This window comes from Acetobacter cibinongensis, from assembly GCF_000963925.1.
GTDB lineage: Bacteria > Pseudomonadota > Alphaproteobacteria > Acetobacterales > Acetobacteraceae > Acetobacter > Acetobacter cibinongensis.
Map to the genome: position 1 here is coordinate 139,936 of NZ_BAMV01000011.1, position 11,742 is coordinate 151,677.

An 11,742-nucleotide genomic window follows, 5' to 3' on the forward strand; every position below is an offset into this window, starting at 1 on the left:
AGGATCAGGCTATGCCGTCAACACTGACAAAATGGCGGCCATCAGCACCCTGTTCTACGCGGGCATGGACCCGATAAACCTCTCGCAGCAAAGCGGGGGTCAATACGCAGGTTGGCGCGCCTGAAGCTTTGACAACACCATTGTGCAACACCACCACATGGTCGGTCATATTCAGGGCGGCGTTCAGGTCATGCAATACCAGAACGGTAATGAGGTGATGGGCGATTGTCTCGCGCCTGAGTAAGGCCATGACGGCAAACTGATGGTGCAGATCAAGCGCGCTAAGGGGTTCGTCCAGTAGCAGGGCGTCCGGCTGGCGGCTCAGAGCTTGCGCCAGCCCCACAAGTTGCCGTTGGCCACCAGACAGGGCGCTCATGTTTTTGAGCGCCAGATCCCGGATTGTGAATTTTTCAAGCCAGTGCAGGGCAGACTCAATATCGTCTTCCTGTGTGTGGCTGGGGTGCAGGCGCCCGGTATGGCGTGCGGCAATCAGGGCTTCCAGCACAGGTAAATCCACAGGGGCAGGCAAAGCCTGCGGTAAATACAGGCAGCGTTGTGTACGCTGCGCCAAGGGGAGGGCAGAGAGCGCGTCCTGCCCTAACGTAACCGTTGCGGAGCAGGGGAGCAGCCCGGCCATGGCGCGCATGAGGGTAGATTTGCCGCTGCCATTGGGCCCCAGAAGTGCACAGATTTTTCCGGGCTGGAATGGTCCAGCCGTAACATCCTGCAAAACGGTATGGCGGCCAAAACGGACGGTTACATGCCGGGCTAGGAGGCTGGGTGCGTCAGGGGGTAGCATGTCAGGCCTCTCCTTCCCGCCGCAAGACAATGGCAAGAAAAAACGGGATCCCGACAAGGGAGGTCACAATACCGGTTGGTACAACAACGCCGGGCACCAAGATGCGTGCCGCCACGGCGGACAGGGAAAGAATAAGTGCCCCAGCCGCCATACTACCGGGAAGGTAGAAGCGGTGGTCTTCTCCCAACAGGCGGCGGGCAATATGGGGGGCAACCAGCCCTACAAACCCAATAACACCCACAAAAGCTACAGCCAGAGCGGAGAGAAGGCTGATGCGCAATAGCGCTGCACGGCGCACACGCTGCACATCCACCCCCAGACTTGCTGCCCGTTCTTCCCCCATGCGCAGGGTTGTCAGGTTCCAGGCTGCCCGGAGGGAAAACACGCTGACCACACAGCCAACACCTGCCAGTAAGGCTACTTTTGGCCAAGAGGCCCGAACAAGGCTGCCTAACGTCCAGAAGACAAGCTGTTGCAAGGCATCTTCTGTCGCCATGAACTGCATGAGGGAGACAAGGGCCTGAAAGCTGAAAACCAGCGCAATACCAAACAGCACGACAGTGCCCGTCGTGGCCTGCCGCCGCCTGCTTACGCCATCCAGAAGCAGAACGGAGGCAAGGGCAAAGGTGAACGCACACAGTGCCACCATGCCGCTTTCCGGAATGCCACTCACACTCAGCCCGAGCACCAGCACGAGAGAAGCCCCAAAAGCTGATGCAGCGGAGATCCCCAACGTGAAGGGGCTTGCCAGAGGGTTTGCCAGAATGGTCTGCATTTCCGCCCCGGCAAGGCCCAATGCGGCCCCCACACAAACCGCCATGAGCGAATAAGGCAGCCGTATATCCCACACAATAATCCGTTGGGTTACAGGGGCCGTATCCGGGTGCAGCAGAATGTGGAAAAGGGTTGCGGGGGATAGTCCGGCAGGGCCAATGGCAAAATCTGCCAGACAGGAAAGGGCAATGGCGCAGACCAGAAGGCTGAGGCGTTGCACGCGCTTTCTTACTGTTGCGCTATAGGCTGCCCGGATGACGTTGGATGTAAGCGGGGTGTCAGACGCGGGACCGGAAGCAGGCAGATGCGGCATGGATGATCCATTTATCTTTGGACCCGCCCTGAAGGCTGGTACGCGTTCTTAACGACTGCTCTGGGTAGCACACTCTGTGTGCAGGGTGGAAATAAGGCCGTGTACAACTTGACTGCCGCCAACCGAGCAGGCTTTGTGCCCAAAGACGCGCGATTGACAAAAGGCAGGACCAGACGTGACACACCCCAGCATACCGCATGACCAGACTCAGGGTTTGCCAGCGTCCGGGGTGACATTGTTTTTTGATGTCCAGCCCGATCAGGCGGGGGAGCGGGTGGACCGTTTTCTGGCAGCCCGCTCTGGGGATCTGTCACGGTCCCGCGTCAAAAGCCTGATAGAAGACGGCCACCTGACCTGCGGCACAAAAACCGTGACCGAACCGGCCGAGCTTGTAAAAACAGGCCAGCATTATGTGCTGCATATTCCTCCCGCAACGCCTGCTGTGCCGGAGGGAGAAAACGTAGCCTTTGATGTGTTTTATGAAGATGATGACCTGATTGTGCTGAACAAGCCTGCCGGTCTGGTGGTGCATCCTGCGCCGGGGAACGAGACCGGGACTTTGGTCAACGGTCTTATTGCCCATTGTGGCAGCAGTCTTAAAGGTATTGGTGGTGAGCGCAGGCCGGGTATTGTGCATCGGCTGGATAAAGACACATCAGGCCTGATGGTGGCCGCCAAAACGGAAAAAGCCCATCTGGCGCTGTCCGATGATTTTGCAGCCCGCCGGATAGACCGGGCGTATCTTGCCGTATGCTGGGGGTGCCCCAACCCTGCGGAAGGGGATTACGAGGGCGATATTGGCCGGGACAAGCGGGACCGTAAACGGATGGCCATAGTCACCCATAATGGGAAATGGGCTTTAACCCACTACCGCACCCTGCAAGCGTTTGAGATGGGCGCGGCGCTTGTCACCTGCAAACTGGCAACAGGGCGCACACACCAGATCCGCGTGCATTTTTCTGCCAACGGACACCCGTTGATTGGAGACCCTGTCTATTTGCGCCGTATTCCGGCTGCCGCCAAGGGTCTCTCACCGGATGCACGGGCTGCCGCGCTGGATTTCCCCCGGCAGGCCCTTCATGCCACCCGTTTGGGCTTTACCCACCCACGAACAGGGGAGGCTTTGGTGTTTGAAGCCCCAATGCCAGAGGACATGCAGGAGCTTGTTAGCGCATTGGCTGGCGGAAACCCGTGAAGACGTGCCAGAAGCTGTAAGTTAGAACAGGCGGCCCCCGTTTGGTACAGGCCGCTCTGGCATAACCAGCACGACATTCCCTTGAGCATCAGGAAAACCCAAGGTCAGAACTTCAGAAATGAATGGCCCGATTTGCCGTGGGCCCAGGTTCACAACACACGCGACCTGTCTGCCCAGCAAGTCCCCTTGTGTGTAAAGGGTTGTAATCTGGGCGCTGGAGCGCTTGAGCCCAATCTCGGGGCCGAGGTCAATGGTGAGCTTCCAGGCAGGCTTGCGAGCCTCCGGGAAAGGCTGCACATCGACAATACTGCCGACACGAATATCCGTTTTCAAAAAATCATCAAAAGTAATTTGGGTCATATTTCGGCGCTCTGTTGGCTAGAGGTGGCATGGCGATGAACGTTTTTTGGCCGATGAGCGGACAGGCATGTCAGCACACTGAGAACCAGAAAGAAGAAAGCAGCTAATTCAGAGGAATGCGGTAAACGCCAATCCCATAAGAAACCATAGATAAGGGCAAAAAGCGTTTCAAACAGGATCATTTGTCCCGTCATGGTTAAGGGCAGCAGACGGCTCATTTGGTACCATAAGGCATTTCCACTAAAAGATGCGATGATGGCGACAGCAGCAGAAACAGCCACAAAAGTTTCCCATTGTGGGGTGGTATGACCGGGCTGCCCCCACATAAAAGCAAACGGCACCAGAGCCATGGCCTGTGCGCCTGTGGCAAGGCCCATCAGAAGGTTCCAGTCATGCAGGGAAACACCGCGTAACTGCTTGATGCGGCGACTATTGCCCACAGTATAAATAGTCCATGAGGCAAGGGCGGCTAGGGCATAGAAGACGGCGAGGGGAGACTGCTGTGCGGAGCCGGGAGCGGTCAGAGCTTGCCACCCAATACTGATGGCGCCGGCCAGGCAAAAGAAAAGCGACGGAGCAAGTGCCTTGAGCGACAACGCTTCTTTTTCACGGCTTCCAATAAGCGTAACGGCAACGGGTAAGAACCCAATGATAAGAGCCGTCAGGGCTACGCCCCCCAAAAGGATGGCTTGAGAAAGAAAGATGAAAAAGAGTGTGTTACCAAAAAGCGAGAGCCAGAAAAGAGCTAACCAATCCCGTTGGTGGATATGCCTTTTAAGGTCTGGCCAGCGCGGTACGATCAGGATGCTGGCGAGCGCGCCGTAAACCAGATAACGCCCGACCGCGAGTTGGAGCGCGGTAAAGTCATGCACAAATTCCGGGGCCAGAAACACCAATCCCCACAGGGCACCTGCTCCGGCACCGCAAAGGAAACCCAAAGGAATAGTGTGAGTCGTTGCAGTATGAGGGGCGGAGTGGTCAATGGCCATACTGAGGTTCTCCTTACCTACTGAGATATATCATCGGTAAAGTGAGTTTTGCGCTCTTGATTGCATGGCAAAATGCAACAAAAACTCGTTCTATGAAAAAACCATCCACCTCCCGCCCCTTGGACGACTTTGATAAAGCCATTTTGCGATTGGTGCAGCGCGACAACCGCATGCCGCAAAGGCAGATTGCGGATCGCGTGAACCTCTCGGCTGCGGCGGTGCAGCGGCGCATTGCCAGTATGGAAAAGGCAGGCATTATTGTCGCCAATAGTGCTGAGGTGGATGTTCATGCAGTAAACATGAGCATTACAGCCATTGTTGAAATTACAATGAAAGATGAGCGGCTGGAGACGGTTGATAATGCCAAGGCATTATTCCGGGCCGCACCAGAAGTTCAGCAATGTTATTATGTGACGGGTGGAACCAGTTTTTTACTGGTTATTGTGACCAAGGATGTGATGACTTACGAAGATATAACGCGGCGACTTTTTGCAACAAATGAATCTGTTGAAAGCTACCGGTCTCTTATTGCGCTTGATCGTGTAAAAACAGGAAGCGCGATAACTATTCCGTAACGGCTTTTCCTACGGTCGCTGTTCCAGACTATGGTTTTGAACCGGTGTTAGAGAACGGATCATAACTTTAAAACAGACTCAACAGTGTGTGCGGTTATGTTCGTTGCTCGTAAAGACCAGCTTATGAGAGGCAGGCTGCTTTTTTACATTGCCTGTCAGCGCGTCTGAAAGATTCGTTTTGTAATCAGGGCGCCAGCCTTCTCTTGCGTTCCAGAGAAGGCTGGCGGGCAGGATCAGGCTTTTGCCAGAGCGGCCTCACGGGCGGCGCGTTTTTCTTCTTCCGTCCAGACTTTACGCTCGCGCTTTTGTTGTGGTGGCTTAGGCTGCTTGACCGGGCCACCTCCGAGCACAGGAGCGGGCAGGGTAGAATGGCGTGCCTGTTCGCAATGCCATTCGTGCTCATCATCCACGGTTAAGGTGCGGCCAATTTCACGCTCTACTGCGTGCAGCCATGCCCGCTGTTCAGCATCGCAAAGGGTTACGGCAAAACCGCTACGGCCTGCGCGGCCTGTGCGGCCAATGCGGTGCACATAGCTTTCCGGCTGATGTGGAAGGTCGTGATTGAAGACATGCGTGACGGTATCAACATCTATGCCGCGTGCAGCAATATCTGTAGCAACCAGAACCTGCACGGTTCCTGCCCGGAAGGCTTCGAGTGCTCGTTCGCGCTGGCCTTGTGATTTGTTACCATGCAGGGCTTCTGCCGTAATGCCAGCTTCTGTCAAAAAGGAGCAGACCTCGTTGGCAATGTTTTTCTGCAAGGCAAAAACAACGGCCTGACCAATCTCTGGGTTTTGTAATTGTGCCAGCAGTGCTGCTTTTTTGTTGGCGGCATTCAAAAACATGACCGACTGCTCAATGCGGTCCACAGTGGTTGAAGGCGGCGCAATTTCCACCTTTGCCGGGTTGCGCAACATGCTTTCAGCCAAAGCGGTGATAGATTTTGGCATGGTGGCAGAAAAGAGCAGCGTGTGCCGGTCTTCAGGCAACATGGCGACAATACGTTCTATAGGCTTGGCAAAACCCATATCCAGCATCTGGTCTGCCTCATCCAGCACCAGAGCTTCGAGCTGAGACAGATCACAAAGGCCCTGTGTCACCAAGTCCAGCAACCGCCCCGGTGTTGCGACAATAAAATCCACCCCGGCTGCCAGAGCGTTAATCTGATGGAACTGGCTTACACCGCCGAAAATGCTGGTGACGCTGAAGTTCAGGTGCCGACCAAATTTTTCCAGCCCATCCGCAATCTGGGAGACCAGTTCACGCGTGGGAGCCAGTATGAGCGCACGGGCTCCACCTTTGGGGGCAGGGCGACGGTTTACGGACAGACGGTGCAACAGGGGGAGTGAGAAGGCAGCACTTTTTCCAGTGCCGGTCTGGGCCATACCCAGCAGATCACGGCCTTCCAGCAGGAAGGGGATAGACTGCGCCTGAATAGGGGTCGGGTGCGTGTAGCCTTCTTCTGCCAGAGCCTGCAGGAGAGGCGGGGTCAGAGAAAGATCAGCAAAGGTGATGGACATGGTCAAGCAGCGCCTCCGGCGCTTCATAAGGCTGCGCCTGGTAGGGCTTGGCTGTTTTACAGGAAGCGGCGTTTTACGTGTGATGCTGACAGGCGTCAACGCGCAAAGCAGGCGCAGACTGGCAGTTTTCCTGAAGCTGCCAGTGGCAAACGTAAAACTTTGGTTTTGAGGTAAAGACGTGTCTGGCGAGCAGAAGCAAAACATCGTGCTCGCCAGAGTCGGGGGGAGGCACATGAGGTGCCTCCGACAGATTCCTGCCTAGATAGTTTAATGCTGCGCCGCGTCTGGCAGGGCGTAGGCAACAATGTAGTCGCCCAGTTTAGTGCCAAAGGAACCGTGGCCACCATCTACCGTAACAACAAACTGGCGACCATTGGCCTCGTAGCTCATAGGCGTGGACTGACCACCCGCTGGCAGGCGGTCCTGCCAGAGCTGCTTGCCGGTCGTCACGTCATAAGCGCGGATATAATAGTCTGCCGTAGATGTCAGGAAGGCTACGCCGCCCGCAGTGGTAAGCGGCCCACCCAATGACGGAATACCTACCTTGAAGGGCAGGGGCAGGGGAGAACTGTCACGCACAGTGCCGTTACGGTGCATCCATTTGATGGTGTTTGTTTTCAGGTCAATCCCCGCAACATAGCCCCAACCCGGCTGTTTGCACGGAATCCCCAGAGGTGACAGAAACGCGTGCAGGTCTACTCCGTAAGGTGTGCCGTATTGGGGTTGCACACCGCTTTCTGACCCGGACGGGCCTGCGTTAGGATCTGGCTGTGCTGGATTTTTTGGCCTGCGCGGAATGAGGGTAGAAACAAACGGAATGGCAATGGGGTTGGCAAACGCCACCTGACGTGCCGGGTCAACCGCAAGGCCGCCCCATTCAAACATGCCAAGATTGCCGGGGAAAACCAGCGTGCCTTGGAGGGACGGTGGTGTAAACGGCCCGTCATAACGCAGTTTTTTGAACATGATACGGCACACCATCTGGTCCAGCATGGTGCCGCCCCACATGTCCGCATCGGTCAGGTTCTTCTTGGGCCGGAACGTTAAGGCCGAGTAAGGCTGCGTTGCGGCAACGTGATCACCAGGTGCAGCACCCTGTGGCACAGGTGTTTCTGGTGCAGGGACAATCAGATGTCCGTTCCGGCGGTCCAGCACAAAGATATTGCCGGTTTTTGCTGGTGCGTACAGGGCCGGAATAATGGTGCCGTCTTTCTGGCGGATATCAACCAGACTGGGCTGGGAGGGAATATCCATGTCCCACAGGTCGTGATGCACGGTCTGGTAGAACCATACTTTTTCGCCCGTATCAGCGTTGAGCGCCAGAATGCCAGAGGCATAGCGTTCCTGATCTTCAGAGCGGTGGCCACCCCAGATATCCGGCGTTGCAACCCCTGTAGGAATGTAAATCAGGTTCAGCTTGGCGTCATAAGATGACGTAATCCAGGAATTTGGGGAGTTGGCAACGTAATGGTGTGTGTCGGACGGCAGTTCGTTCGGGTTGGGGTTACCCGTATCAAACGCCCAGACCAAGCGACCCGTGTACAGGTCGTAGGCGCGGGTTACACCGGAAGGTTCGTGCGTTGAGTAATTATCGGTAACAGCCCCGGAAGTAATGACAACCTTGCTGGTGACAACCGGCGGAGATGTTGGTTCATAAAACCCTGCTTCACGCATGGGCATACCGGCAGACAGGTCAACTGTACCGTTGGTGCCAAAACTTGGGCAGGTGGCTCCTGTTTCAGCATTCAGGGCAATCAGGCGGCCATCATTGGTGGGCAGAAAAATGCGGCGTGTGCAGTCTTCCGTTGGCGCGGGGGAGCCATCGGTCGTGGTATCGCCCTCATGCACTTCAGCATAGGACACACCCCGACAGGTCATGTGTTGGAAGCTTGGGTTATAGGCAAGCTTGGGATCAAACTTCCATTTCTGTTTGCCGGTTGCGGCATCCAGCGCAAAGACCATCTGATGTGGGGAGCATAGGTAAAGCGTGTCCCGTATTTTGATAGGGGTCGCTTCATCCGTAAATTCGCCGGGGTCATTTGGCGTTTTCAGGTCGTGCGTCTGAAAAACCCATGCCACCTTAAGCTTGTTGACGTTGGCTGGTGTAATTTGTGCAACCGGAGAGTAGCGGTCACCAAACTGGGTGCGGCCATAAGCGGGCCAGTCAGATGCTGGTGCTTCTGCGGAGTCAGCAGGGGTTAATGCGCCACCCTGTTGTGCAACTGTGGGCAGGGCTCCCGGCTGGTCTTGTGGGTCCTGTGTGAGCGCATAGCCGTACACGCCAAGCCCAGCCACAATAGCTACGGCAAGAGGCACACGGTTGATGTTGCTGGCAGGAAGAAGCTGGCGAGAGACAAACGGCAGGAGCAGCCAGAGCCCTAGGGGCAAAATAACGTCTCCACGCGGCGCGAGTGCCCAGAAGTCAAACCCGGCTTCCCATACGGACCACAGAAGAGTGGCAAACACGAGCGCAGCGTACAGCCAGAGTGCTTCACGCCACCGTTTGAGCAGCAGCACGGCAGTGACCAGCAGCACAACACCACTGAAGAGATAGAATATTGACCCACCCAAAGCAGCGAGCCAGCCGCCGCCGAGAGTAAGGAAGAGCCCAAGACACAGGAAAAGAATAACTGTTAAGGTCACAGGCAACCCGGAGCGGGGAGGTGATGTTGTCATGCAGATAACCATCAATGTTATAAGGAATGTACGACAAGCATACGCTATTTTATAAAAAAAATGAAAGAATATATCTTTCCAAGTATAAATGAAAAAATTCATGGGGAATAAAGTAAAATAGGAATACGCAATGAATTTATTTGTATTTCATAATTTAAAAAAATATATTGGCAGGGATATGTTGGCTCAAATATTTTTTGAATAATATTTTTTAAATGTACCTAAGTGATTTTGGAAAGCTAATCAAAACACATGAAGTTGCATTATCTGCTGAGAGATATTTATGAGTGTAAGAAAGGTTAGTAAAAACCGTTTCCTTCTCTTGAGAATAAGGGGTTTTTCTAATGTGTAACTGAGAATAAAAGTCACACAAACTGGGATTTTTTAGAATAATCTATAAATTATACTTAATTTTATTTAGGGAAAAACATATTGTATTTATGTTTCATACGCTCTGAGTATACAGCCGGCAATAGAATAGTAAGTCGGCAAATACACACCAACTAAAAACATAATAAATTTTCAAATGATGAATGGCTGGGGCGAACGACGGGGATCGAACCCGCGACAACCGGTACCACAAACCGGCGCTCTACCAACTGAGCTACGTCCGCCACACAGCTAGGGGTCATATAAGAAAGCGCACTTCATCCGTCAATCCATAGTTTGCCAGATGAAGTGATTTTTTTCAGGTGCGTTCGCGCCATGCGCGGATCCGGCCAATAGCCTCTTGCAGGACGGCTTCTTGCTTACAAAAGGCAAAGCGCAGCAGGTGGATGGGTGGAGCGCCATTGCTGGCGTCATAAAAGGCGGAGGCCGGAATGGTCGTAACCCCAGCTTCCCGTGTCAGGCGTTGTGCAAAGGCCATGTCGTCCTCCCCTTGTGCGAGGGGAGAGATGTCAGCCATGACGAAGTAGCTGCCGTGACAAGGCAGAACCTCCAGCCCTACGCTGCGGAGGCCGTCAGATAAAATAGTACGTTTATGGGCAAGGTCTGCGGCCAGACCCTGAAAATAATGTGTGTCCTTGTTTAATCCATAGGCCACGGCGCGTTGCAGGTTGGGGGCTGTGGCAAACACTAGGTTCTGGTGGGCTTTCGCAATCACAGCTGCCAGTGGTGCCGGTGCGGTAACGTAGCCGACCTTCCATCCTGTCAGAGAAAAGCTTTTGCCAGCGCTGCCAATGCGTATGCAACGCTCCCGCATGTCTGGGAGCGCCATAAGGGAGATGTGGGGCGCGCCAAAGGTCAAATGCTCATACACTTCATCACATACGGCATAGGCATCGTATTGTTTCAGTAAGCCTGCAATGACTGTCAGTTCTTCCTGCGTGAAAACCTTTCCGGTCGGGTTCATGGGGGTGTTCAGCAGGATGGCCTTTGTGCGGGTCGAAAACGCGTTGGCCAGAGCATCCAGCGGGAGGGTCCAGTCAGGGTGTTCCAGCCTGACCAGTTTGGGGACGCCACCAAGCTGGCGGACCATTGGCAGGTAGGTGTCATATAGCGGCTCAATCAGAACGACTTCATCTCCCGGTTCAATGAGCGCCATGAGAGAGATGGCAAGGGCTTCTGTAGCCCCAGATGTGACGATTACTTCAGAATCGGGGTTGATGGTCAGGCCCTGAAATCGAGCGTTGGAGTCGGCCACAGCCTGCCGCAGTTCTGGCAGCCCGGTGAGGGGGGCATACTGGTTTTGGCCATCCAGGAGCGCGTCTGCCGCAACGCGCACCATGTCGTGTGGACCTTCCGTGTCTGGAAAACCCTGACCGAGATTTACAGCATCATGCTGGCGCGCCAGAGCGGACATGACAGTGAAAATAGTGGTGGGCTGCGCCTCCAACAGGCGATTGAGCGGTTTTGTCATGTCAGGCCTCCTTTTCTGGCGGGGTGGAGAGTGCCAGCAAAAACAGCCAAAATCCATGCGTCAGGATACTGGGTCAGTGCTTTATCGATACTATTTCGCATATGCCCGATTGCTCATGCGGCCAACCCGTGCAAGTTTGTGGGGGTTCGGCTTGGGTACTCATGCCTTAAGGGCATGGCTGCACAAAAGACGGACCCCTCAAACAGGGTGCAGCAGTAATATATTGATGATGTGACATGAGAAAGATCGAGGCCATCATAAAGCCCTTCAAGCTGGACGAGGTGAAGGAAGCCCTTCACGAACTCGGCCTGCAAGGGATTACCGTAATCGAGGCAAAAGGCTTCGGGCGGCAGAAGGGGCACACGGAACTGTATCGTGGCGCAGAGTATATTGTTGATTTTCTGCCCAAAATGAAAATTGAGGTTGTCTGTCCGGCCAATCTGGTTGAACGGGCGGTTGAGGCTATATCGGCCGCAGCCCGCACGGGACGAATCGGAGACGGAAAGATCTTTATTCTTCCGGTGGAGGACGTGGTCCGAATCCGCACGGGGGAAAGAGGAGAAGACGCCATCTGAGGTGCTGCCATACATGGCCAGCCTGTTGGGCATGGCCGGGTAGCCGTGCCACAGGGCGCACATTTGATAATCCTAGCCGTGCCGGAAGCGTTCCGGTGCGCAACA

At 54.8% G+C, this 11,742-nt stretch carries 11 protein-coding genes and 1 tRNA gene; 4 read left to right on the forward strand and 8 right to left on the reverse strand.

Annotated elements, in window-relative coordinates:
• Positions 1–4 precede the first annotated feature (4 nt).
• On the reverse strand, positions 5–799 hold the full coding sequence (locus tag Abci_RS07080; RefSeq protein WP_048838437.1) for an ABC transporter ATP-binding protein: 795 nt from the start codon (positions 797–799) through the stop codon (positions 5–7).
• A 1-nt stretch (position 800) separates the two neighbouring features.
• Positions 801–1,886: a FecCD family ABC transporter permease gene (locus Abci_RS07085; RefSeq protein ID WP_048838438.1), complete on the reverse strand. Its 1,086-nt coding sequence runs from the start codon at positions 1,884–1,886 to the stop codon at positions 801–803.
• Between the two features lie 214 nt (positions 1,887–2,100).
• Between Abci_RS07085 and Abci_RS07090 the strand changes: the two genes are divergently transcribed.
• Positions 2,101–3,081: an RluA family pseudouridine synthase gene (locus tag Abci_RS07090; protein ID WP_048838568.1), complete on the forward strand. Its 981-nt coding sequence runs from the start codon at positions 2,101–2,103 to the stop codon at positions 3,079–3,081.
• Between the two features lie 21 nt (positions 3,082–3,102).
• Here Abci_RS07090 and Abci_RS07095 read toward each other — a convergent pair whose 3' ends face one another.
• Together Abci_RS07095 and Abci_RS07100 are read right to left on the reverse strand one after the other, a co-directional pair.
• On the reverse strand, positions 3,103–3,441 hold the full coding sequence (locus Abci_RS07095) for a tRNA-binding protein (protein ID WP_048838439.1): 339 nt from the start codon (positions 3,439–3,441) through the stop codon (positions 3,103–3,105).
• Positions 3,438–4,430, reverse strand: coding sequence for a DMT family transporter (locus Abci_RS07100; RefSeq protein WP_146806778.1), 993 nt, complete (start codon positions 4,428–4,430; stop codon positions 3,438–3,440). The genes Abci_RS07095 and Abci_RS07100 overlap by 4 nt, the downstream gene beginning before the upstream one ends.
• Before the next feature lie 92 nt (positions 4,431–4,522).
• On the opposite strand from Abci_RS07100, the gene Abci_RS07105 reads away from it, so the two are divergent.
• Complete coding sequence (locus Abci_RS07105) at positions 4,523–5,005, forward strand: Lrp/AsnC family transcriptional regulator (protein WP_048838440.1); 483 nt, start codon at positions 4,523–4,525, stop codon at positions 5,003–5,005.
• A 233-nt stretch (positions 5,006–5,238) separates the two neighbouring features.
• On the opposite strand, the gene Abci_RS07110 is transcribed toward Abci_RS07105, so the two are convergent.
• Positions 5,239–6,525, reverse strand: a complete 1,287-nt coding sequence (locus Abci_RS07110) for a DEAD/DEAH box helicase (protein ID WP_048838441.1) — start codon at positions 6,523–6,525, stop codon at positions 5,239–5,241.
• Between Abci_RS07110 and Abci_RS07115 the strand changes: the two genes are divergently transcribed.
• The gene (locus Abci_RS07115) at positions 6,524–6,694 is read left to right on the forward strand and encodes a hypothetical protein (RefSeq protein WP_158319784.1); all 171 of its coding nucleotides are present in this window, start codon (positions 6,524–6,526) and stop codon (positions 6,692–6,694) included. The genes Abci_RS07110 and Abci_RS07115 overlap by 2 nt on opposite strands.
• A 98-nt stretch (positions 6,695–6,792) precedes the next feature.
• On the opposite strand, the gene Abci_RS07120 is transcribed toward Abci_RS07115, so the two are convergent.
• The 3 genes from Abci_RS07120 to Abci_RS07130 all read right to left on the reverse strand — a co-directional run bounded on the left by Abci_RS07120 (position 6,793) and on the right by Abci_RS07130 (position 11,062).
• Complete coding sequence (locus tag Abci_RS07120; RefSeq protein ID WP_084597577.1) at positions 6,793–9,201, reverse strand: glucose/quinate/shikimate family membrane-bound PQQ-dependent dehydrogenase; 2,409 nt, start codon at positions 9,199–9,201, stop codon at positions 6,793–6,795.
• Positions 9,202–9,739: 538 nt separating this feature from the next.
• A tRNA-His gene (locus tag Abci_RS07125) sits at positions 9,740–9,815 on the reverse strand.
• Positions 9,816–9,889: 74 nt separating this feature from the next.
• Positions 9,890–11,062 (reverse strand): aminotransferase, encoded by a 1,173-nt coding sequence (locus Abci_RS07130; RefSeq protein ID WP_048838442.1) that lies wholly within the window; start codon positions 11,060–11,062, stop codon positions 9,890–9,892.
• Positions 11,063–11,298: 236 nt separating this feature from the next.
• On the opposite strand from Abci_RS07130, the gene Abci_RS07135 reads away from it, so the two are divergent.
• Positions 11,299–11,637, forward strand: a complete 339-nt coding sequence (locus tag Abci_RS07135) for a P-II family nitrogen regulator (RefSeq protein WP_043551886.1) — start codon at positions 11,299–11,301, stop codon at positions 11,635–11,637.
• The last annotated feature ends 105 nt before the right edge of the window (positions 11,638–11,742 follow it).